Here is a 23,067-nt window from a genome sequence, read left to right on the forward strand (position 1 = left end):
GTTATGCATGTTTAGCTTCAGAAGCTTGTACAGCCTCACTTTCTTAAAAATTTAAATGCTTTTGTGTAGGCAATCTCCCTACTTTGGAAAGACCCAAAGTAGGCAAAAGTCTTTTGTTACCCATACACGACGTCCTGTCGTGATGGGTAACATGTGGCATCCTTGCCACACTCGCGTATCAAAAATATCTTCATTGCAACTAGGGCATCTGATCATCTTTTTATCTGGAGATATGGGATTTTTATCCATTCATCTCTTTTTTTGTATTTATCTCAAAGGGATAAAGTGAAGAGATTAATGATGAGATATATTTAGTTGTTCAAATTCCAATAAGCCTTTTAGGCATTCTTTTCTGCCGATCCTTGACGCGCGGCACGTACGGTCACACCGACAGAGGCCAGCATGATACAGATCAGTGCCACGGTCTGAAGAAGCGTAATTTTTTCACCCAATAGTACAAAGCCAGTCAGTGCAGCCAAGGCCGGAGACAGGCTGGACAGGGTGCCATAGCTGGTCTTGTTTAAATGCTGCAAAGCTTTTAAGTCCAGCGCATAGGGAATCGCTGTGGCCAGAACCGCAATGATAATCGCCTTGCCCCAATGCTGGGTGTCTATCAAGGCAGGAGCATTGTTATAGATCCCAATTGGAAGCAGACACAGAGCTGAAATACTAATTGCAATGGTCAGTGCATGCATGCCGATATTTTGCTGCACCACACGTTGCCCGAAGAAAATATACAGTGCCCAACATAACCCAGCACCTACAGCACAGGCGGCACCTAATAGGTCAAAATTACTGCTATTGGCCTGTCCCCATGGCACCATTAACGCAATGCCTAAAATGGCCATTAATACCCAAATATAGTCACTACGATGTTTAATCGAAATGAGGGCTAGGCCGAGCGGACCAATAAATTCCAGTCCTACCGCAATTCCCTGCGGTAATCTTCCGAGGGACAGGTAGAATAAAATATTCATGACCCCTAAAGCGGCGCTATAGCAGAGCAAATCCCGCCATTTCAAAAAAGGCAAACGGGAAATAATTTTCCAGGAACGGAACATTACCCCAACAATCATTGCTGCAAAGCACAGCCTTAAAATGGTCACAGTAATCGGATCCAGCACACTAAACAGCTGTTTGGCAAAAGATGCACTGATCTGATATGACGTCATGGATAAGACCATGAACAATACAGCAAGGAGTTGGGCGTTTGGCATGGAAGCAGCTTCTACCCAGAGCGGGTGAAAATGAGAAATAGGGGGAAATGAAATTATAGCAAACTGGTTAATTTTTAATGAGTAGGGCAAGGAAATATTTTGCCGAGGCGAACTTAAATTTTGATTCAATCAAGTTAAGTTTTGGCCCGATCAAATACCTAAAGATTTTAAATTCAAAGTTAATCTTCTATGTAATTGCGGTTACAAATTAATCAATTTTTAAATTGATCTTGTTTTTATATTTATTAAAATATCTTAGACCTCGTGATTCGGGGTAGCTTTAAAATAACAATGAAAACATCTTAGATCCCGTGTTTCGGGACGGCATTAAAATAACAATATCAAATAATTAAGGTAGATAATAATGAAATTAAGAATACTTTCTTGCGCCATTTTGAGCTGCATGCTGGCAGCATGTGGTGGTGGCTCCGATAGTTCTGATAATAATGAACCAGTCACTAGTCAACCGGCACCGACCAATCCTGGAACCCCGGGTGATGGCGCATCAGACACCATTTCTGAATTCTATAACTATCAATTCAACTTACCGAATATTGATGGATCAGAGATGGAATCGCAAAAACTTCTATTAGCCAGTCATAAAAATAAAATTACTGACGGCATATTATATGCGGATGATAACAGCGCTGTTGATACTGAATACGATCTTGAAGAAGATATGGTCTTCTCAACTTATGTCACTACAAAAGGGGTGTTCCCTGCAGATCGCACCCGTACAGCATTAGGCTATAAGCTGGAAAAAATATTAGAAAATACGACGACTCAATTTAAAAGTCGTCCTGTGACGATACCGGAGAACAATATCAGCAATCATCGACACATAGCGTGGTATGACTTATCAGGGAAAGCATTAACTGAACGTACCAATATTGCTGTGGTGAAAATGTATGATGATCCCGCGACCAGAGTTTTCTTTAACAGTGATAATACGACAGCTGAGCGTAAATACTATAATGAGTTTGCAACCAGTTTTGTCGATTTGCAAAAGGCCCGTAAATTCCCAAATGGATCTAAATGTTTCCGTCTTCTAGCTGAACATCCTGAAGAAGAATATATTGAATTTGATCCGGAAGTAAAAACTGGCTTTAGCACACTTGCTGAATGGCAGGCACAGCAGTCTGTCCAAGAGATGGCAAAAACTATTCTAGATGGCACGATGGCTAACTTGAAATATAAAAAGGCAGAATATAAAGACGATGCTATGCAATATTACAAATATTTCGGTGCGATCGAATATCAAGGCGGAATTTATTCAGTTGATTTCTCGGAACATGGGGAACATATTGATCACGACGACTATATTGCTCAATCAAGACAGGCTGCCTTGGATGACTTGAATCAACAAGAAGGTGTAACTTCTTTAATGATCAAATGGACGGAATATATGTATGATCAGCTTGCCTCTGGATGTGATGGCTATAATGCGACAGCAGCGACTGTATTAAATACTGCGATTAAAGACGCAACACCACGTTAAAATTTGAAAATAAGTGATCTTAAATAAAGGCGCTCTAGCGCCTTTATTTTTATTCAAGATTTCTGTCTTTGGGTCGTCACCGTACAGCCTACCGAAGCACTGATAATAGTGGCCAATGCCAGCCACTGTGTCCACAACAAGGTTTCACCGAGAAACAATAGGCCTGAGAGTGCGGCAATAGCGGGTTCCAAACTCATCAAGGTACCGAAACTCAGTGCGCTTAAATTACGCAGTGCGATCATTTCTAGAGTGAAAGGCAGTGCACTGGCTAACACAGCCAAAGCCATAAAACACAGCAAACTCATCGGTTCAAAAGTATGTGCCGGCATGCCTGCAAAGAGCGCAATCGGCATCAAAACCAGCATGCCGACAAACATGCCCAAGCATACAGTATGATTGCCAGAAATGCCTGAAGGTCTTTGGCCGGCAACGATATATAAGGCCCAGCAGGCACCAGCACCCAAGGCGAATGCAATCCCGAACGGGTCAAGCGTCTGGGCAGCCTGATCAAAAGGGAATAGCAGAACCAGGCCCAGAATCGCCAGCCCGACCCAGACAAAGTCGAATTTTTGCCGCGCATAAAACAGGGCAACACTTAAGGGGCCAATGAATTCAAAAGAGACGGCAATTCCCAGTGGCAGACGATCAATTGATAGATAAAACAAGAGATTCATACCAGCCAGAGCAAGGCCATAACTAATAATGGCCGTCCACTTGATCTGTCTGAAATGAATTTGCCAAATTTTAAAAATCAGTGCCAAAATCACAGCGCCCAAAAGCAAACGCATGGCTGAAACAGTCAGGATGGGAAACTGACCGAACAGATATTTGGCAAAGGAACCACTGCTTTGCATGCTGATCATGGCGATTAACAGAATCAGCGGCGCTTGCACAATAGGTGCAATTTTAAAATTCAGCATGACTAAATAGGTTTCGATTTCTCGAATAGCGGAAGAGCAGCATCAGCTGAAAAAGGTTTAAAATAAAAACCTTAAAAAACAAAAACACCACAGCTTGAAAGCTGTGGTGTTTTTTAAATCTCGAATTAGAACAATACGCGTGCGCGGATTGTACCTTCAACATTCGAAAGCATATCAAGTGCTTCATGAGATGCAGCAGCATCTACATCCATCACCAGGTAGCCGACATCGCCTTTAGTCATCAGTGACTGACCAGAGATGTTGATGCCTTGTTCAGCAAACAGGTTGTTGATCTTAGACAACACGCCCGGAATATTTTGGTGGATGTGCAGTAAACGATGTTTGCCTTCAGTCAACGGCAATGCGATTTCTGGGAAGTTCACCGCAGAAAGCGTCATACCTTTGTCAGAATAAGCGACAAATTTCTCAGCCACTTCCAGACCGATGTTCGCTTGCGCTTCCATGGTCGAACCACCCACGTGCGGAGTTAGGATCACGTTTGGCAGGTTACGCAATGGAGAAACAAATTCTTCACCGTTCGCTTTAGGTTCTTTCGGGAATACGTCAACGGCAGCACCAGCAATATGACCAGATTTGATCGCATCTGCCAGGTCTTCGATCACGACACAGGTACCACGTGCCGCATTCAGGAAGATTGAACCTTCTTTCATTTGCGCAAACTGTTCTTTGCCAAAGAAATTACGAGTAGATGGCAGATCCGGAACGTGTAGAGTAACCACATCTGCATTGGCAAGTAATTCGCCCATAGAGCCGACTTGACGTGCATTACCTAAAGGTAGTTTTGTGACTGCATCATAGTAGGTTACTTTCATGCCCAGGCTTTCAGCCAGTACAGAAAGTTGTGAACCGATTGAACCGTAACCTACGATACCTAAAGTTTTACCACGTGTTTCGAATGAACCGACAGCCGATTTGTTCCAGCCACCTGCATGTGTATCTGTTGATTTTTCAGGTACACGGCGCAGAAGAAGAATAGTTTCTGCCAATACCAGTTCAGCCACTGAACGCGTATTTGAGTAAGGTGCGTTAAAGACTGGAATACCGCGACGCATTGCAGCGTCCAGGTTCACCTGGTTGGTACCGATACAGAAACAACCGACAGCAATCAGTTTGTTCGCAGCTTCAAAGACTTCTTCAGTCAATTGAGTACGGGAACGAATACCGACGAAGTGCGCATCTTTAATCGCTTCTTTCAACGCTTCACCCTCAAGCGCAGTTTTACGATAGTCGATGTTGGTATATCCAGCAGCATTTAGAGTGTCGATTGCATTCTGGTGAACGCCTTCTAACAACAAGAAACGGATTTTATCTTTAGGTAGAGATAGATGTTGGCTCATTACGGCTCCGCTACAAAGGCCAAATTTAGTCGCGGTATAATAGCACAGGAAAAGCGCACTTATACATTTCCTTGATGACCCTCACATCAGCTATTCTGGCAAGATATATTGATAATAATGATCATGATGGTTGATTTAAATCTGCATTTTCAAAGGTATATTATCAAAATTGTCATTTTTCGCAGGAAACACCAAAAAATAGCTTATAATATTGCGCCATGCTTTTAAAGCAGCGTGATCCGGTGCTTTAATAATCATGTTTCGCCTGATTTGTATCCATGTTTTTATGCATAAAAAATGTGCAAATGAACCAGCGAAGTCTCTCTTGTTTAAATCATGCTAGGTCTGCAAACGATGAATGCTCCAGTCGCTTTAACCCCTGAGTTATTGACCCAATTGACTGCAATTGTGGGTGAAAACCGTATTAAAACCGATACGGACAGCCTCCAGAATTGGGGTCGCGATCATACGAAGCACTTTGATCCAAACCCGTCAGTCGTCGTTTTTCCGTCGTCCACTGAGCAAGTTCAAGACATCGTGAAATTGGCGAACCAATTTAACGTTGCAGTGACTCCATCGGGTGGTCGTACCGGTCTTTCTGCAGGTGCAGTCGCAGCCAATGGCGAGATCGTGGTCAGCATGGACAAGATGAACCAGATTCTGGAATTCTTCCCGGCAGACCGCATGGTGCGCGTACAGGCAGGTGTGGTGACTGAACAGTTACAAAACTATGCTGAAGAGCAGGGCATGTATTACCCAGTTGACTTTGCTTCGGCAGGTTCATCGCAGATTGGCGGTAACATCGGTACCAATGCTGGCGGCATTAAAGTGATTAAATATGGCATGACCCGTAACTGGGTACTTGGCCTGACTGTGGTGACGGGTAAGGGCGATGTATTGCGTCTGAACAAGGGCATGATCAAGAATGCTACTGGTTATGCACTTCAGCATTTATTTATTGGTGGTGAAGGCACGCTGGGTCTGGTGACTGAAGCGGAAATCAAGCTTGAACGTCAACCGCAAGACCTGCAAGTGATGGTACTGGGTGTGCCTGACTTTGATGCAATCATGCCGTTATTGCATGCTTTTCAGGCGAAAATTGATTTAACCGCATTTGAGTTCTTTGGTGAACTGGCAATGCAGAAAGTCTTGGCCAATGGTCATGTGCAGCGTCCATTTGAAACTGAATGCCCATTTTATGTATTGCTTGAGTTTGAAGCACCGTTTGAGCCGATTATGGACAAGGCGATGGAAATCTTCGAGCATTGCATGGAACAAGGTTGGGTACTGGACGGCGTGATGAGCCAAAGCCTGGATCAGGTAGAAAGCTTATGGCGTTTACGCGAGGACATTTCTGAGTCAATCGCGCCATTTATTCCATACAAAAATGACATTTCAGTTCTGATCACGCACGTTCCTGCATTCATTAAAGAAATCGATGCGATTGTGAGCGAGAACTATCCTGATTTCGAAATCTGCTGGTTCGGTCATATCGGTGACGGTAACCTGCACTTGAATATCCTGAAACCTGAAAACTTAAGCAAAGATGAATTTTTTGCCAAATGTCAGGTGGTGAACAAGTATGTCTTTGATACCGTGAAAAAATATGATGGTTCAATTTCTGCGGAACATGGTGTGGGCATGACCAAGAAGCCATATCTTGAATATACGCGTTCAGCTGAAGAAATCGAGTATATGAAAGCCCTGAAAAAAGTGTTTGATCCAAATGGCATTATGAACCCGGGTAAACTTTTCGATCTTTAATCGGGGAATTAAAAAAAGCGCATCGAAAGGTGCGCTTTTTTATTGCTGTGTAAATACAGTTACAGAGTCTAAATGGTTTTGTACTAAGAAGCTCGGCATGATGGGTTGCAATAAGAATGATGATATAGGGTTAAACAATATGTTCCGGATATTGGCAGTCGCAACTCTCGCTTTTGGTATATTGGGTTCAGGCTGTGCAACTGCTCAACAGGTCATTGCAAAGGTACAGTCGTCTTCGGATACGCCTTTGGAACAGGTTTTACAATTAAGACCGGATTTGCGTAAGGAACTGGCAACGGTTGAATTGCGCCAGTTCTTTGACAAAGTAGAATCGCCCACGATTGGACAGGTCAAAGTCACTGAAACTGGGTTAATGGATGATTCGGTACGTACAGTGCAGACCATTTATTATTTTAAACGGGAAGATAACAGCTGGATGCTGCAAAATACCGAGAAGTTGTATCGTTGTGCACGTGGGGCAAATACCAAGACTTTCCAGAAAGCGGTCTGTCCATAATAGTGTTTGATCTTTAGGCAGATTTTGGTTAAAAGCGTATCTTAGTGATGCGCTTTTTGCTTTTGGGGAATAATCTTTGAATAATGAATCTGAGAAATTTTTTTCACAATTAATACATGAAATAGATATTTTATTAGATGGTGAGGATCAACAGGGTAAAACTCGATTCAGGGTTCTAGTAGATTTGAGAAAGACCCTACAAGATTATAATGTCCCAGAAGTTTATTTTTCCTCAAAAAGGGATTATTTAAATGATTTTAAAAGATATATTTTTTCATACAACCAAAAAGCAGATTCCGTATATATTGAAATGATTAATGAAAGAGCAAAGCAAATAAGTACTTATTTGATTAATACTCAAAATAAAAAAATAAATGAAAATATTGATATTGAAAGCAAAAATATCATTAAGTTAGAAAAAACATTATCTACAATAAAAAATCAACAAGAGCAGCTAAACAAAGAGCACAGCGCTTTCTTAAAAAATTATGAAGAGATGGAGTCTATTTTTGCCGACTTGAAAAATAAAAATTCTGCATTTAGTCAGCTAATAGATGAGCAAAGTAATTCTCAAATAGGACAATTATATAGAGATATCTATAATCGAGAGATAGATATTGCAGACCAATACCGCAATTGGGCATTAGGTATTTTTGCAATAGTTGGAATCATACTAGTTCTAGGTTTTCTGAATATTTCAATTCAAAACTGGAATCATTTAAAAGATAGTAGTTATATACATATTCCATTAGGTTGGGAAAGCTTGATCAAAACTTTGATGCTTTTTAGCTTAACTACACCTGCTTGGTATTTAGCTCGTGAATCATCGAAACATCGTAAAGTTGCATATAAAGCTCAAATGTTAGGTACAGAATTGGCCTCATTCCCTTTGTATGCGCGTGAATTTAAAGATGAAGAGCGTTTAGAGCTACGTAAACATTTAGCTGATCGCTTCTTTGGACAAGAGCTTTATAACGATTCGAAGACTAATTCAAATTCCGATAATTCATTGGAACAAGTTAAATTACTGACAGAAGCAAATAAGGTTTTAGCTGAATCATTAAAAATAAAGAAATCGATTGAGGGTGGTTAAAGTTCAAAATACTTTAAAGCTGATCTCTGCTAAAATTCCTTTTTATTTTAGACAAAGTTCAATCTGTTAAAACAAGCAGACTGACAATAAAAACTCCCATGCAAAACATCCAAACCCAAAAACTGACCCGTGCCACACTCATGTTCCCGCTGGCACTGGTCCTGTTTGAATTCTCAGTCTATATCTGTAATGACCTGATTCAGCCGGCCATGCTGGCGATTACCCGTGATTTTGGTGTGAGTAGTTCATGGGCACCATCCTCCATGTCCTTTTTCCTGTTGGGCGGGGCATTTGTCGCAGCGATCCTGGGGCCATTGTCCGATCGTCTCGGGCGTAAAACGGTATTGCTTGGCGGTGTGGCATTTTTCACCCTCAGCTGTCTGGCTATTTTATTAACACCCAATATCGAAAGTTTCTTATTTCTGCGCTTTTTACAGGGCTTTGGCCTGTCCTTTATTACCGCTGTAGGTTATGCCGCCATTCAGGAAAGCTTTGAAGAACGTGATGCCATCAAAGTCATGGCACTCATGGCCAATGTGTCTTTGCTGGCACCCTTGCTAGGACCAGTGCTGGGTGCCTTTATGATTGATCATATCTCCTGGCATTGGGGCTTTATCGGTATCGCATTTCTGTCATTTCTGAGCTGGTTCGGCCTGAAAGCCAAAATGCCAAACCTGAACGCCAGTATTCCCAGACAGCCAGTCAGCTATATTCTGGATGACTTTAAACAGGTTCTAAAAAATAAACGCTTTGTGATCATGACTGTAGCCTTGCCTTTGGTGAGTTTGCCCTTGATGTTATGGATTGCCTTGTCCCCGGTGATTCTGGTCGAGCAATTTGGATTCAGTAGTGTGCAATATGGTCTGGCGCAGTTTCCGGTCTTGGGCGGCCTAATTGCAGGTAATCTGATTTTGCTGAAAATAATCGATAAAATGCCGCTGGGTAAAACCGTATTATTGGGTCTGCCACTGATGCTGCTGGGTGCCGGTTTATTGATGCTGGGCTTATTGATTCCAGAGTATTTTGTCCATTGCCTGATTATCGGTACCACCTGTATCAGTCTCGGTGAGGGTGTAAGTTTTTCGGTACTGTACCGTTTTGCACTGATGTCTTCTGAAGTGTCCAAAGGCACAGTGGCCGCGACGGTTTCCATTATCCTGATGCTCAGCTTTTTTGTAGTGATTGAAGCAGTACGAATGGCGTATGAAGCTTATGATATCTGGGCCTATTGCAGTGCATCTTTTATTTTGATTGCACTGTGGTTTACTTTGCCGCGCATGCAGCTCAAACAGTTAATGCTGGAAAGACAGGAGCGTGGAGAGTTTTGATTTTTTAAAATTTATTTTTTGCTTAAAGATTATTTTCTAAAAAATTTACCTCTCCCTAACCCTCACTTGCGCTTCGTTTTAAAAGCGGTGCTTTAAAACTTGCTCAGGAGAGGGAATTTTCATTAAATTTAATGGTTTTTAGAATTAATAATGAAGAATAGATAGATATTGAAGGTCCTCTCTCCCTGTGGGAGAGAGTTAGAGAGGGATTAATCAAGCCTCTTCAGCTACGGGCTGCTCTAGTTTTTTTAATTTCAGGTCAAATATAAACGGACCAAATGGCAGGATTGAAGCGATTAAACCCATCACAAACATGCTGAGAGACCATTTCTGTTTTTCACATACCGCAAATAAAACTACCAGAAACAGCACAAACAATACGCCATGACCCATGCCGACATATTTCACCAGAATCGGATTATCCAGCATGTATTTCACTGGCATCGCGATAAATAACAGCAGCAGGAATGAAATCCCTTCAAGCAAACCGACCAGACGCAAAGTTTTGATGTTCATAATACATATTGATTTAACCGAATTAGTTTTGAGTGTACCGAATATCACCTGAATATTGAATCTTAATAATAAAGATATATTCAATATTTTTAATAAGTTATAACCAAGTGAAGCAGTTGGTTATTTAATCTCGGCACCTAATAATTCATGACGTAATTTTAGTAATTCCGGTAAGGTTTCCAGCAATAAACTGATCTGTTTCAGCACCAAAAGCAGATGTGCTGACTGGTTTTCCTGGGTACTTAAGCGTTGAATTTCTGCCAGTTTATGACCAATGCCGTAGGTATTTAAAGGCTGTTGTTGCAGCAATACCCCAGTTAAGGTTTGCTGACACCAGCGCATTAAATCCAGAATTTGTGTATCACTAACCTGCTCACGGTGACTCCCCAATGCTGCAATATAACTGAGCTGGCTGTGGCTATAGACCAGATAGCGAAAGGCACTTTTAACCAGTTGCGGATCTGGATTCGGTTCGGTGCTCAGGCTTGAAATCATGCTGGATAAATCAATCTGTGCATTGTGGGCCAGACGCCGTGCAGTCCGGTAAGCAATACTGTTATCTTTACCGTTTTGATATTGCTCGACCACTGCAGCAAAATAGTCCAGCGTAGCAAGTGATGATTTTTTAATATTGCTGGAAATATTGCGGAAATTCCAGTCAGGCCAGATCCAGCTTACTGCCATCCAGGCAATCAGACAGCCTATGAGGGTATCAATAATACGCGGTAAAATAATGGCATAACCGGCACCTTTCAGGTTAAAAATCAGGAGTACCATCAAGGTCGCCATAAGAGTGGCCATGGCATATTTTTTGGAACGTAGATAGAAAAAACCGACACCAAAAATCACTGTCAGGAGTAACTGACCTTCGACACTTGGCACAAAATACAGAATGGGAACGCCCAGCATGACCCCTAATAATGTTCCTAGGGTCCGCAATTTGAGCCGGCTTTTGGTGGCAAAATAACTGATCTGACAGACAAACAGGCTGGTCAGTAAAATCCAGTAGCCATTTTTCGCAAAGGGCAATAATGAAATGGCATAGCCGACTAGAAACACAATGGCAATCCGCACAGCATGCCGAAAGAGTGCCGATTGCGGACTCAAGTGCGGTTTGAGTTTCAGCCAGAGATCTGTGCTATCGCGAATATCATCATCAAACAGACTCAGGTCATCAAAATGCTGCTGATAGCGTGGCTTATACAGTGCCTGTTGATCATGCAGGTGTTGTAACTGCTCATGTACACTCAGCAGATTGGCCAGAATAAGCTGTAAATTTTTAACTTCAATATTCTGTGGGTGTTGAGCAATCCAGTCCTGCATCGATTCCTGTAAATGTTTTAATGCCAGTTCATCATCTGCAGACAGATAAAATTTTTCATTGCGCAGCACACAGCCTGCCAGATGCTGACAGGCGAGGGCTTGCAGGCGGATATTTTTCTGAATCCGGAAAATCAGGTCAGTGCGGCTAAAATGCTGTTCAATCTGTTCATAATGCAGATAATTGGCCGTGGCCTGTTCATGAATATCCTGCATCAGAAAATACAGATTCAGCCAGTAAATGGTATTGCGATTGGCACGTGACGCTTTCAGCCGGGTCAAGAGTGAATCTTTGCTGCGGTTAAAACTCTGAATGACTAAAGTATTTTTAAATGACAACTCATAGAGCAGGTTTTCAACATTCGGATGCTGGTCCGGATCAAACAGTTTGGCTTTACTCAGCAGTAAATCCGACATGTGCTGCAAGCTTTGTGCGAGATTTTCCTGAACCTGCAAGGTAGGACGCAGCAGAAAAAATAGAATAGACGTCAGGCCGTACCAGAGTGCCCCAATGACAAAATAAAGCGGCTGTTCATACCAGTGTTGATATTCGCCCAGGCCGAACATGGTATAGATTGACAGTAAAATGGTGCCAAATGAAATTGTGGCATAACGTTGGCCTAAGGCGCCCATTAGAATAAACAGCGCACTCGACAGTGACAGCCACAATGCAAACCAGAATTTATGCGGAGCAAGAAATTCCAGAATGCTGCTGACACTAAAAAACAGAATGATGACCAGTAACAGGTTGCGCAAACGCAGGCTTAGCCGGTCATCAAAATCAGTCAGTGCCGTGGCAATTGCCCCTAAAGTTACTGGAACGATCAAGAACTCATAACCCAGAAACTTCAGACCGAAAGTAGTACCTAAAAACACCAGCAGGATCTGCAGGCAATAAGTCATCAGCGCACTGGACTGAAAGGGCAGCAGGGCAGGTTTTATAATTTTAACAAAAGTAGCAGTCGCAGGTCGGGCAGCATTCACAAGGACAGGATCCGGGAAGTAAAAACGCAAAGTTCTGAATGCAATTTAGACGCCAAAATAAAGGAAATGTCTATAAAAAACGGGCATAGTGCCCGTTTTTCTATTGAGTCATTGGCATGAAGGTGTTTTAGATCACACCACAGGCAATACGTGCACCGCCGCCGCCCAAGGGTAATGGGTTGTCGGAATAGTTGTCGCCACCGGCATGTACCATAATCGCACGACCCTGAACATCAGCCAGTTTCAGACGTGGCGCAAGCAGGGTGACACGTGCAGTTCCGTCAGTATTGACTTTCAATGCGGGTAAATCACCGAGATGACCGGTCACTGGTGTACCGTGATGTGGAGCCTGATTTGGATTGTAATGGCTACCTGCAGCCAGTGCTGCGCCGATCTTGCCGTCTTTCATGGCAGGCGCACATGAACCATTTTCATGAATATGGAAACCGCGCTCACCCGCAGGAAGTTGTTTCAGGTTGGTACGAATAACCAGACCGGCTGGGCTGTCACTAAGTAAGACGGTCCCAATCTCTTGGCTCACGCCTTGAGCAGTTACTGCATTCACAGTCACTGCTCTGACCACTTCATTTGATGGAGAGGTTGAGGCACAACCGGTAAAAAGTGCAGCGCTTAACGCGCAAAGTGTCGTAATTTTAAACAATGAAGACATGATTTTGGCATCCTGATCTTTATTCTGTTTTGTGGATTCATTTAAACAGAGCAAGATCAGAAGCTCTATATAGAATCAGTACTTAAATGTTTTGTTTTGTTTAAGTCGATTCTATCTATGCTTTAAGGTGCTTTGGGCGGTGTGTCTTGTGTTTCCGGATCAATCTCATGTGCCATGGTGGCTTTAGGCATCATCAAAGGTTCATTCAGATTACTTTCATGTAACCATTCACGCCAGATTGCAAGCAGTACAGCCAGAATCACCGGGCCAATAAACACCCCGACCAGACCAAAACTGGCAATACCACCCAAGACTCCAAACATGATCAGCAGGAAAGGAATCTGGGTTGCGCCAGAAATCACCAGTGGACGAATGACGTTATCGGCAGTACTGACAATACAGACACCCCACACCATGACCCCAATGGCTTCAATGGTTTGTCCTTGTGAAAACAGCCATAGCGCCACCGCACTATAGGCGAGGGGTGGACCAAAGGGGATCAGGGCAAAAATAAAGGTCACAATGGTTAAAACCATCGGATTCGGCACACCTGCAACAAAATAGCTCAGACCAGCCAATAAGGATTGTGCAATTGCGGTCAAACCGACGCCATATACTACGGCACGTGTAGTCGCAGAAATGGTGGAAAAATAATGATGTACACGTGGACCGACCACCATTTCAAAGGCTTTACGCACCTGATTTAAAATGGTCTGACCATCACGGTAGAAGAAAAACAGCGAAAGTATCGCAAAACATAATTTAAAGATGTTTTTACTAACTTCATTCAACACCACTTTGCCGTAATTCAGATGACCTTGAATCCAGGTCGATACCGATAGTGCAATACTCTGCGGATCCGTATTGATTTCATTTAAGGTTCGGGTAATTTCCTTGCCAACAATCGGAAGCCCGCGAATAAAATCAGGGACATTCAGGTGACCGGAAAACACTTGTCGCTGCAATTCAAAATACAGGTTACGACCTTCATGCTGCAACATGAAAATGGCGAAAATAAATGGTAGACCAAAGACCAGAATCACGGCCAAGATCATTACAGTTGCGCTCAATGTCGGTCGATTGCCGCACAGGCGTAACACCGACTGATACAGCGGCCAAGTCATATAGGCAATAATGGCTGCCCAAACTACAGGAATGATGAAATACTTGAGTATATGAAAACTCAAAAAAATCAGGATAAAGAACAATCCAAATAATAAGACTTTTTGTAATGTAGGCGCGTACTGTTGCACTGAATTTAATGACTCATTTTTTAGGTCGTGTTCAGGCATATTAACTGAAAAAAAAGCGCTCGAAAATGATAGCTAGCCAAGTAGCGAGATTATTTTCCCAAAGCTACACCGCGATTCAGACGATTGACTCAAAACCACTGACTCGGATCATCAATAATGGCATTCAGTACCGGTTGCCATTGAGCCTGCAGTTCCCGGTAGATTTTCTGAGGCTTATCAAAGACGGACAGGCCTTCCATAGCCAGTCGGCTATAAGGAGCACGTTCCGAAATCCAGGCCACTGGCTGCTGGTCAATCTTGTCAAAAAACTGCTGTATGTCCTGATTGCTGGCGGCATTTGGTTTGGTACGGTTGGCCAAAAGTAAAATTTCAACCTTGCCCTTACGGATGCGTTTAATGTCCTGCAAATGTTTGAGAAAACGGCGGGTCGAATCAATATCAAAAAATGAAGGCTGGATCGGGATGATAATCGCATGTGCTTCACTGATCAGCTGTTCGGCATGATCATCGGTCAAAGCACCTGGTGCATCAATAATCAGGTATTCGATCTGCTTCGGCGCATCACCAATGGACTTGCTGTTGCGCCAGTCCAGACTTTGGATCTGTGCCACCTGTGCCGGACGATGCTTGAGCCATTGCAATGTTGATTTCTGGTTGTCGGCATCGGCCAATGCCACCTTATAACCCTTTTGTGCGAGTGCTGACGCTAAACTAATGGCTGTCATGGTTTTGCCACAACCGCCTTTCTGATTCGCAACTAAAATTGTTTTCATGACTCAAGGTGATTTTATTCTGTTCCGGCCTAGCATATCATTCTTTTCAAGTATGCAAATGGCCGAAGTCCTCAACTTCAGTCGAATGCGATGCTATAAAAATCAGGCAAATTAGGAAGATTGAATGTCCATATGGATGGCCATGCTGATTGGCGCATGTATCGGGGTGGTATTGACCACTATTATTTTAAGTCAGACGCGTAATGGACGGATCAAAGCCGAATATGAGCAGTATATTGCCGAGCTGGAACTGGAGCATCAGCAGTCCCTCATTGCCGCGCAAAAACGCAGCGTGAATACCAGCCGTGCCGTTCTCAAAGGTAAAATGGCGGAACAGCTCGCGCCGATCATGCCGGAATTTCAATATCTGCCGAGTGATGCCAAGTTTCTGGGCGATCCAGTCGATTATGTGGTCTTTGATGGCTATACCGATTTTCGTGATGGCGAAGGCGACGCTGAAGATATTGAAGTGATTTTGATTGACATTAAAAGTGGCGGAGCACGTCTGACCAAAGGCCAGCAAGCCATTGCCCGTGCGGTTCAGGAAGGGCGGGTACGTTTTGAAACCATTCGGATTGATTTTCAGGATTGACCGAAATCCAGTGAAGAATAAAAAATTATGCAAAAATTACTGATCACTGCGCTGCTGTTTATGCTTGGACTCTGGGTCTGGAATGAGTTTTTTCGTGCCATTCCGCATTTGCAAGAAAAAGGCGTACTTAAAAACTTTAAAGTAGAACCGGTCAAGCGTATATCAGCGACTTATATTGTGCATGATCACCGTTTCGTAAAACCTGATCGTCGGGTGCTGCATCAGGCCAGCCCTGTGGTGGGGCATTTTAATGATCTGGCCTATCTGAGCAATATTGATGTGCTGTTGCTGACTCAACCGCTGCCGGCCATGCAGGCAACATTGGAGTTTGATGAAGCAAAGCGCTGCTATCAGATTGAAGGACAAATTAGCAAAGTGGATCGTGACTTCGTCAATACGCATGTGCAGCATTTCAGTCTGATTGCTGCCACTGAAAAAATTGCCGATCAGATTCGCCAGCTAAAATCGGGGCAGAAAATCACCATCAGCGGTGATCTGGTGACAGTTCATTCAGGCACGACTGGACAAGAATTCCGGGTTGGGACAGGCTCTGAATATGATGCTCATTGTCAGTTGCTGCAAGTAACCCACGTCCAGCAGCACTAAATACAAGAGAGTAGTGAATTAGCCCTATGGTTTACGAAATCGTGCTAACAACATGCGTTGGCCAATCTTCGGAATACCTTCGGCATCTACATAACTTAAGGTTTCTATTTCGAAACCAGTTTCCAGCAAGGCGGTTTCAATATCCCGATTCAGATGACAGCCATCTGCGACTTTCTTTTGAATGGGAGTGAGTAAATGTTGCAGACGCTGAATATTTAAATTTTGTCGATTCAGAACATGTTCGACCACATGTAAAGTCCCACCCGGTTGTAGCACACGGTAAATTTCCTGCAGGCTCTGTTCTAGCTCTGCAATACTACAAAGCGTCCAGGTAGACACAATATTTTCCAGACTATTTTCAACAAAAGGCAAAGCTTCTGCGCTGGCCTGAATATGCTCGACTTGAAACCCTGCCTGTTGAATTCGCGCTTCTGCCAGTTTGAAGATCGCCGGGTTTGGTTCCAGCGCATAGACCTTATCAACCGATTGATAAAAAGGCAGATTCAAGCCGGTACCAAAACCAATTTCCAGCACTTCACCTGAAATGTCCAAAAGCAATTCACGACGCAAGTCCATCAGGGATGGTGTTTGCATCACCTGATTCAGCAGATGCGGAAAGATATGTTGTTGATAAAGTTTATACAGCATTTGAGTTATTTTAATTTGATGGAAATACGTTCTAGCTTAACTGAAAAATAAAATGACAGGCATATCTCGAGCTGACTAAATACGTGCAGTTTGTTACCAAGTTCAACTGTTTATTCATTAAAAAATCCGTAAGATCAAGGAAGATATCCTTAAAACGTTTGATCAACTTGATTAGGATTAGATTAAAATTATGCTCAAACACTTTAAACATTATGCTTTGCTGGCCAGCCTGTTGCTGCCTGTTTCGGGCTATAGCTCGGTCGACCACAATATTGCCAAAGGCTTGCCTCCCGTCGTTAAAGGCCAGTCAATTTCGGTCTTGCAGCCTTTTAAAGGTGATTTTCGTATTCTGGGTTCAAAGGTTTATAGTTCTGACCCGCAAGCCAAATTCTCTCCGATTGATTATGCCGTCAGTTGGGGGCTGTTTGCTGAGCCTGAAATTGCTCGACATATCACGGTCAATCAATTTGATCGTTATTTGAACTGGAAAATGGATCGGGTGCCAGTGCCGGTAGAACAAGCCAAGCAGATGGTGTCCAATATGCACATTATTCCTGCCAATCCTGAAATTGCCAAGGCAATTAAAAAGGTAAAGCGTGGCGATCTGGTGCGTATGCAGGGGGAACTGGTTGAAGTGCGTGACAAAGATCTGGTCTGGAAATCATCCTTAACTCCGACCGATACGGGTGATGGTGCCTGTGAAGTTTTCCGCGTCAGTTCCATTCAGTGGATTGAAAAAGTCGGTAAAAGCTAAAATAGACATTCTGTACATTTCTGAGTTGCATAAAAAAACCGCTCCTTTGAGCGGTTTTTTTATCTGTTTAGCACTTACTTCGCAGTTAAAGCCTGACCTTCAAAGGCAATTCCATCCCAGCCATTGAGCATAAATTGACGGATATTCTGATGATCATTCGCCTCTGGCGTTGCCAATACAGAAGCATAATGCTCAGCAAACAGGCTTAAGGTCTGTGCCTGATCCAGACCATTTAATTGTGCAAAAGAAAAGACTTTGGCGCTGCCCTGGTTTTCTGTAGCCGCATTATTCTGCTGGCCATTTTTAAATGCAGTCGGTGTATGCGTATAACGGGATTCGATATATGCAATCACATCGGCAAATTTTGCTTCGCCTGCTGCCAACTGGGCCAATAAATCCTGTGCCATATTCTTTTTCCTGTGCCATTCATGAAAATTCGATGCGATAAATATAGCAATTTTCTTGCGAAGTTCCATGGTATTTCATTGATTTTCAGTTCAAGATAATAATGAAAACTCTCCATGCTCAACATGAAGCTTTGGATAAAATAAACCTGATGAATTGATAAAATAGGAAAAAATATGGGCTGGCTTTGGGTGGCAACGGGTGGGGCAATTGGTGCCAGTCTGCGTTATGCAGCAGGACTTTGGCTGTTTAAACCACAAATGCAATTTCCCTGGCCCACTTGGTGGATCAATATTCTGGGCTGTTTATGTGCCGGGATTTTTTTTGCCTGTAGCCAGAAATATCCAGCACTCCAACAAGAAGCTCGTCTGTTTTTAATGGTGGGGATTCTCGGTGGTTTTACCACATTTTCCAGTTTCGGTCTGGAAAGCTTTATGTTATTGAAACAAGGCGCTATCAGCCTAGCGCTATTATATGCATTATCCAGCTTAATTGTTGGCATTATTGTTCTGGCGCTGGGCTTTTATTTAACTTCACTCCTGTTGGCACAGAGTTAAAATAAGCGCATAAAAAAGTCAGGAAATTGGAGGTCATTTCCTGACATAAACCACGATTTAAACCTTAAGATAACCGAGGGTTTTAGTTTTTAACCACGTTTAAAGCGGCCAAAACGTTTGTTAAAGCTTGCTACACGTCCTTCATTGCTGGTCTGACGTTGCTCACCCGTATAGAAAGGATGTGATGCACTCGAAATATCTAGTGTTACATAAGGATATGTTTTACCTTGATATTCTTTGGTTTGACTCGAGTTCATCGTGCTGCCAATCACAAAATAGGCATCGGCATTGGTATCATGGAATAACACTTCACGATACTCGGGATGGATATCTGAACGCATATCTAACTTCCTCATGATTCTTGATTAAACGTTATAATGTAACATTTGATATTTCAAGTAATCTAGGGTTACAGCGTGTAAGCTGATCTTCTCAACTTAGCTTCGACTCGGTACCAGTTCCTCAAATACATTGCTTAAATCATCATGTACTTTGAGATGAATCAGGTTCCAGTATTGTCCTGAAATTGTGCGGTTCACCATCAAGGTATCAGGGGAAGGCTTAAACACATCCCAATATTTCAACGAAGGTTTCAGTAGCTCCATCCCATCATGATGCGCTGAGTTTTCGGCGAAATCATAGTGGGTGACTAGAGGACGCATGAGCACTTCCAGCCATTGTTCATATAATTCTTTCGGGAATTTTCCAGTTTCAGTCAAGGAATGCAGCGCATCCAGCTGTTGCTCGATCACGGGAATATTCTTCTCGCGTGCAGCATGGATCAGTTCTCTGAAATGTCCAATCACTTCAGTCGACAGTGTTTTAACGCCACCATAATCATAAACAATCACAGAACCATCTTCACGAAATGCAAAGTTGCCCGGATGTGGATCACAGTGAAAGCGTTTCAGATAAAAAATTTCCTGGCCAATGGCGCGGAACAGACGACGTCCCAAAGCATTTCGGGTTTCGAGTGACCAAGTGCTAGCGGTTTCAATACTTTCACCAAGCTCTTGGCTCAAAGTTAAAATATGCCGCGATGAATACTCATGAAACACTTTCGGAATCACAATTTTATTGTCCAGAGATTCATGGAAGGCACGGGCGATTTCCAGATTCTGCGCTTCGATTTCATAGTTCAGCTCATTGTCCAGACTGTGCTTAATTTCTTTAAATAATTGATCTTGAAGTTTACGATCAATCTTTAATACGCCCATCATACGCAGTGCCAGACGGACTTGTTTCAGGTCGCTTTCGCAGGCTTCATCCACACCAGGATATTGCACCTTGACCACAACTTGCTGGCCATTTGGCAGAGTGGCTTTATGCACCTGACCAATCGAGGCTGCGGCAAATGGCTGCTCATCAAACTGCTGGAAAAGCTGCTGCAGAGGTTTACCCAATTCTTTTTCCACTTGTGCCTTAATTTCTTTAAACGGCATGGGTGGCGCCTGACGCTGTAACTTAGCAATGGCTTTGGCGACTTCGGGCGGGAAAACATCTTTATATTGCGAGGCAATCTGGCCAACTTTCATGACTGCGCCTTTCATTTCCCCCAAGGTATCCGCAATCTGCACACCAATATCCTGAAATAATTTACTGCGCGCAGTATTTTTCTGCTCGTCATCGGCAGTTAAATTTTTAATGGAATTGGAGAGGGTTTTACCTGCAATACTTGCGGTCATTCCGGCAAGTTTCATAAAGCGACGACCGGGTGTGCTAGCCGTTTTTGCCATGCGAGATTCCTTGAAACCAACTATGAATGGATGTATTTGATCATAGGTGACAAAGTTTCAATTGCCTAGATTTAATTGTAGAGGTTGTGTTGTGATTTCCTTCAGCTTCTCCATGTTTAATGCATCATCTTTGATTTGATAAAAGATTTATCTTTATCTCCTTGGCTAAACTAAAAAATATGCCGGAATCCATCATCGTTTTAGATAAGGCTGAGTATTAATTCTGAATGTTGTTTTATGGCTAAAAGCTTAGAATAAACAGAGTGTAGTAATGAAGAAAATTCAATGAAAGTCTATCGATATTTTACTGGGAAGGATGATGTACATTTTTGTGCGCGGGTGACCCGTGCCTTAAATGAAGGTTATGAGTTATATGGTTCACCCACCATGACTTTTAATGGTACGGATGTGATTGTGGGGCAGGTAGTGATTAAAGATGTGGCGGATGAATCGAAACTTCCAGAAAGATTGAAGGATGCTTTAGAAGCTGATTCTTAATTTCTACATTAAAATAAGAATTATAAGTGTCATAGCCTCATCTTTTTATTTTTATGCTGTCGCGTAGGCAGTTCTTACTTTTGTCATGGCAAAAGTAAAAAACCGTTTCGTTGATCTGATGATACTTCCCTGTATTACAGCTCAACGGTGACATCCATGCCACCTACACAATATTTAAGATTGCTTGAAAGTCACTAAGTTTTTACACCTTTAAGCTTAAACGTCTGTTATTGCCATAGAGTCGTGCCAGCAATAAAACACAGGCAACACTTAGACCTACAATCAGGCCAACCCAAACACCAGCTGCCCCCATCTCTGTAAAGCGGGACAGATATACCCCGACCGGGAAGGCGATGACCCAGTAAGCCAGCATGGTAATCCACATCGGCCCCTTGGTATCCTGCATGCCGCGCAGACAACCTGCTGCACTGATCTGCCAGGCATCCATCAGTTGATAGGCAATGGCAAACAGAATCAGATAGACCGCAATTTGGGTCACGATCATATCTGAGGTGTAGAGTGCCACGATTTCATTGCGGAAAACCCAAAGCAGAATCATGGTCAGAATCGCCAGAATAGTGGCAGTGATCAGGCCGAGATATTGTACTTTACGCATGGCTTGCCAGTTCTGTTCGCCATAATAGGTACCGACCCGAATGGTCAAGGCAATCGCCAGTGACATGGGAATCATAAACAGTTGTGAAGTGACAGAAATAGCAATCTGATGGGCAGCGACAATGGTCTCACCTAAAGGACTCAGCACAATTGCAGCAGTACTAAAAATACTGACCTCAAAGAAGATCGCCAATCCAATCGGACAACCTAGTTGCAGGATACGCTTCACCCATTCCGGGTTAATTTTTTCCCAGTGAGTAAAAGGCTGAGTACGCTGATAGGCTCTGTTTTTAAAGATATACAATGCCAGAGTTATGAGCATTAACCACTGCAAAATCGCTGTGGCAAACCCACAGCCTGCACTGCCCAAGGCTGGAACAGGGCCAAGACCATACATAAAGATATAGTTCAGCGGAACCAGCAAAACTAGCGCCAATAAACTAATCACGGTAACCGGACGCGGATTTCCAATCGCTTCAGAATAGCCGCGTAAGGCCGCATACATGGTCACCGCTGGCATACCAAAACCAATGGCATGCAGGAATAAACCGGCTTTAGGTTGCAAGCTTTCCGGTACACCCAAGAGGGGTAAAGTGGCGGGCAGGAGTTGCAAAATCAAGCCGGCGATTACTCCGAGGATCAAAGCAACCCAAAGCGATTGACGTGCAATGGTGGCAATTTTTTCAGGTGTACGTGCGCCGTTAGCTTCGGCAACCAAAGGTGTCGTGGCAATCATAATGCCACTAAACAGCAGCATCACCGGAATCCAGAGTCCTACTCCGACGGCAATCGCGGCAAGATCGGTAGCAGACAGGTGACCGGCCATAATGGTATCAATCAGGCCCAGACCAGCCTGAGAAAATTGGGTCACCAGAATAGGCAGCATCAGATGAAAAAGTTTTTTTAATTCAAAACTAAAGGTTGTGACTGGTAAAACATTCGACACAAAAATTACTCATCGTGATCATGTGCTTAAATAGAAGGTTTAGCGTTGTAAAGTGAGAAGCACACCAATAAAAATTACCACGCCGCCTAAAAGACGTTGCCAGTTAACCGGCATTTTTTCATTACCCAATAATCCCAGATGATCGACCAGCATCGACATCACCATCTGACCAAAAATAATGAGACCACTAAGAACCAGAAAGCCAAGTTTGGGCGCTGCATAAATGCTCATACTAATCGCGTATACACCCACGATTCCCCCGAGCCATAAATACCACGGAACACTCATCAGTTCCTGTAAACCGGGTTTGGGATTGGACTGAAAAAGTACGATTACGGCGAGCACTATTGTACCAATCAAAAAGGAAAAAAATGCAGCTTGAATAGGCGAATATAAATATTCTTTCAGTTGTGTATTAATTGCGGTCTGGAGTGTTAATAAAACACCGATTGCAAAAACCAGAGGAAGTAAAATAATAAGTTGAGAAGATATTTTCATA

The 23,067-nt window shown here is 43.1% G+C and carries 24 protein-coding genes; 10 read left to right on the forward strand and 14 right to left on the reverse strand.

The window, feature by feature from the left end:
• Nucleotides 1-338: 338 nt before the first annotated feature.
• Nucleotides 339-1,217, reverse strand: a complete 879-nt coding sequence (locus tag ACIG3F_RS02535) for an EamA family transporter (protein WP_396469253.1) — start codon at nt 1,215-1,217, stop codon at nt 339-341.
• A 364-nt stretch (nt 1,218-1,581) separates the two neighbouring features.
• On the opposite strand from ACIG3F_RS02535, the gene ACIG3F_RS02540 reads away from it, so the two are divergent.
• The gene (locus tag ACIG3F_RS02540; RefSeq protein WP_396469254.1) at nt 1,582-2,715 is read left to right on the forward strand and encodes a hypothetical protein; all 1,134 of its coding nucleotides are present in this window, start codon (nt 1,582-1,584) and stop codon (nt 2,713-2,715) included.
• A 53-nt stretch (nt 2,716-2,768) separates the two neighbouring features.
• Here the strand turns inward: ACIG3F_RS02540 and ACIG3F_RS02545 are convergent, their stop codons facing one another.
• Together ACIG3F_RS02545 and serA are read right to left on the reverse strand one after the other, a co-directional pair.
• Entirely contained in the window at nt 2,769-3,635 is an 867-nt protein-coding gene (locus ACIG3F_RS02545) for an EamA family transporter (protein WP_396469255.1), read from the reverse strand.
• Between the two features lie 125 nt (nt 3,636-3,760).
• Complete coding sequence (gene serA, locus ACIG3F_RS02550; RefSeq protein ID WP_004281578.1) at nt 3,761-4,993, reverse strand: phosphoglycerate dehydrogenase; 1,233 nt, start codon at nt 4,991-4,993, stop codon at nt 3,761-3,763.
• A 354-nt stretch (nt 4,994-5,347) separates the two neighbouring features.
• Between serA and ACIG3F_RS02555 the strand changes: the two genes are divergently transcribed.
• The 4 genes from ACIG3F_RS02555 to ACIG3F_RS02570 all read left to right on the forward strand — a co-directional run bounded on the left by ACIG3F_RS02555 (nt 5,348) and on the right by ACIG3F_RS02570 (nt 9,695).
• On the forward strand, nt 5,348-6,757 hold the full coding sequence (locus ACIG3F_RS02555; RefSeq protein ID WP_396469257.1) for an FAD-binding oxidoreductase: 1,410 nt from the start codon (nt 5,348-5,350) through the stop codon (nt 6,755-6,757).
• 139 nt (nt 6,758-6,896) lie between these two features.
• Entirely contained in the window at nt 6,897-7,274 is a 378-nt protein-coding gene (locus ACIG3F_RS02560; protein WP_396469358.1) for a hypothetical protein, read from the forward strand.
• Between the two features lie 76 nt (nt 7,275-7,350).
• On the forward strand, nt 7,351-8,367 hold the full coding sequence (locus ACIG3F_RS02565) for a hypothetical protein (protein WP_396469258.1): 1,017 nt from the start codon (nt 7,351-7,353) through the stop codon (nt 8,365-8,367).
• A 98-nt stretch (nt 8,368-8,465) separates the two neighbouring features.
• A complete protein-coding gene (locus ACIG3F_RS02570) occupies nt 8,466-9,695 on the forward strand; it encodes an MFS transporter (RefSeq protein ID WP_396469259.1) in 1,230 nt (409 codons plus the stop codon).
• Between the two features lie 213 nt (nt 9,696-9,908).
• Here ACIG3F_RS02570 and ACIG3F_RS02575 read toward each other — a convergent pair whose 3' ends face one another.
• The 5 genes from ACIG3F_RS02575 to ACIG3F_RS02595 form a co-directional block, all read right to left on the reverse strand.
• Nucleotides 9,909-10,211 carry a DUF3817 domain-containing protein gene (locus ACIG3F_RS02575; RefSeq protein WP_396469261.1) on the reverse strand — a complete coding sequence of 101 codons (303 nt, stop codon included), beginning with the start codon at nt 10,209-10,211 and terminating at the stop codon, nt 9,909-9,911.
• Between the two features lie 120 nt (nt 10,212-10,331).
• Nucleotides 10,332-12,515, reverse strand: coding sequence for a YccS family putative transporter (gene yccS / locus ACIG3F_RS02580; RefSeq protein WP_396469263.1), 2,184 nt, complete (start codon nt 12,513-12,515; stop codon nt 10,332-10,334).
• Nucleotides 12,516-12,642: 127 nt separating this feature from the next.
• Nucleotides 12,643-13,185 (reverse strand): superoxide dismutase [Cu-Zn] SodC, encoded by a 543-nt coding sequence (gene sodC / locus ACIG3F_RS02585; RefSeq protein ID WP_396469265.1) that lies wholly within the window; start codon nt 13,183-13,185, stop codon nt 12,643-12,645.
• Between the two features lie 122 nt (nt 13,186-13,307).
• The gene (locus tag ACIG3F_RS02590) at nt 13,308-14,438 is read right to left on the reverse strand and encodes an AI-2E family transporter (protein ID WP_224216247.1); all 1,131 of its coding nucleotides are present in this window, start codon (nt 14,436-14,438) and stop codon (nt 13,308-13,310) included.
• Between the two features lie 128 nt (nt 14,439-14,566).
• On the reverse strand, nt 14,567-15,211 hold the full coding sequence (locus ACIG3F_RS02595; RefSeq protein ID WP_174894167.1) for a ParA family protein: 645 nt from the start codon (nt 15,209-15,211) through the stop codon (nt 14,567-14,569).
• 124 nt (nt 15,212-15,335) lie between these two features.
• On the opposite strand from ACIG3F_RS02595, the gene ACIG3F_RS02600 reads away from it, so the two are divergent.
• Both ACIG3F_RS02600 and ACIG3F_RS02605 read left to right on the forward strand, forming a co-directional pair.
• Nucleotides 15,336-15,803: a Holliday junction resolvase-like protein gene (locus tag ACIG3F_RS02600; RefSeq protein ID WP_005249841.1), complete on the forward strand. Its 468-nt coding sequence runs from the start codon at nt 15,336-15,338 to the stop codon at nt 15,801-15,803.
• A gap of 27 nt (nt 15,804-15,830) precedes the next feature.
• Entirely contained in the window at nt 15,831-16,409 is a 579-nt protein-coding gene (locus tag ACIG3F_RS02605) for a hypothetical protein (RefSeq protein WP_396469268.1), read from the forward strand.
• Between the two features lie 24 nt (nt 16,410-16,433).
• On the opposite strand, the gene ACIG3F_RS02610 is transcribed toward ACIG3F_RS02605, so the two are convergent.
• On the reverse strand, nt 16,434-17,057 hold the full coding sequence (locus ACIG3F_RS02610; RefSeq protein ID WP_396469270.1) for a class I SAM-dependent methyltransferase: 624 nt from the start codon (nt 17,055-17,057) through the stop codon (nt 16,434-16,436).
• Between the two features lie 190 nt (nt 17,058-17,247).
• On the opposite strand from ACIG3F_RS02610, the gene ACIG3F_RS02615 reads away from it, so the two are divergent.
• Nucleotides 17,248-17,811 (forward strand): hypothetical protein, encoded by a 564-nt coding sequence (locus ACIG3F_RS02615; protein ID WP_396469272.1) that lies wholly within the window; start codon nt 17,248-17,250, stop codon nt 17,809-17,811.
• 74 nt (nt 17,812-17,885) lie between these two features.
• On the opposite strand, the gene ACIG3F_RS02620 is transcribed toward ACIG3F_RS02615, so the two are convergent.
• Entirely contained in the window at nt 17,886-18,218 is a 333-nt protein-coding gene (locus tag ACIG3F_RS02620; RefSeq protein ID WP_396469274.1) for a HopJ type III effector protein, read from the reverse strand.
• A gap of 174 nt (nt 18,219-18,392) precedes the next feature.
• Here ACIG3F_RS02620 and crcB point away from each other — a divergent pair, with 174 nt between their 5' ends.
• Nucleotides 18,393-18,773, forward strand: a complete 381-nt coding sequence (gene crcB / locus ACIG3F_RS02625; protein WP_396469276.1) for a fluoride efflux transporter CrcB — start codon at nt 18,393-18,395, stop codon at nt 18,771-18,773.
• A gap of 89 nt (nt 18,774-18,862) precedes the next feature.
• On the opposite strand, the gene ACIG3F_RS02630 is transcribed toward crcB, so the two are convergent.
• On the reverse strand, nt 18,863-19,114 hold the full coding sequence (locus ACIG3F_RS02630) for a type B 50S ribosomal protein L31 (RefSeq protein ID WP_004732342.1): 252 nt from the start codon (nt 19,112-19,114) through the stop codon (nt 18,863-18,865).
• Nucleotides 19,115-19,210: 96 nt separating this feature from the next.
• A complete protein-coding gene (locus tag ACIG3F_RS02635) occupies nt 19,211-20,509 on the reverse strand; it encodes an ABC1 kinase family protein (protein WP_396469278.1) in 1,299 nt (432 codons plus the stop codon).
• Nucleotides 20,510-20,794: 285 nt separating this feature from the next.
• On the opposite strand from ACIG3F_RS02635, the gene ACIG3F_RS02640 reads away from it, so the two are divergent.
• Nucleotides 20,795-21,007 carry a DUF1737 domain-containing protein gene (locus ACIG3F_RS02640; RefSeq protein ID WP_004645018.1) on the forward strand — a complete coding sequence of 71 codons (213 nt, stop codon included), beginning with the start codon at nt 20,795-20,797 and terminating at the stop codon, nt 21,005-21,007.
• A 202-nt stretch (nt 21,008-21,209) separates the two neighbouring features.
• Here the strand turns inward: ACIG3F_RS02640 and ACIG3F_RS02645 are convergent, their stop codons facing one another.
• On the reverse strand, nt 21,210-22,568 hold the full coding sequence (locus ACIG3F_RS02645; RefSeq protein ID WP_396469280.1) for an MATE family efflux transporter: 1,359 nt from the start codon (nt 22,566-22,568) through the stop codon (nt 21,210-21,212).
• Nucleotides 22,569-22,607: 39 nt separating this feature from the next.
• On the reverse strand, nt 22,608-23,066 hold the full coding sequence (locus ACIG3F_RS02650; RefSeq protein WP_005249857.1) for a DMT family transporter: 459 nt from the start codon (nt 23,064-23,066) through the stop codon (nt 22,608-22,610).
• Nucleotide 23,067: the final 1 nt, after the last annotated feature.

It is taken from the genome of Acinetobacter sp. NPDC052428 (assembly GCF_044547685.1).
GTDB classification, from domain to species: domain Bacteria; phylum Pseudomonadota; class Gammaproteobacteria; order Pseudomonadales; family Moraxellaceae; genus Acinetobacter; species Acinetobacter lwoffii_G.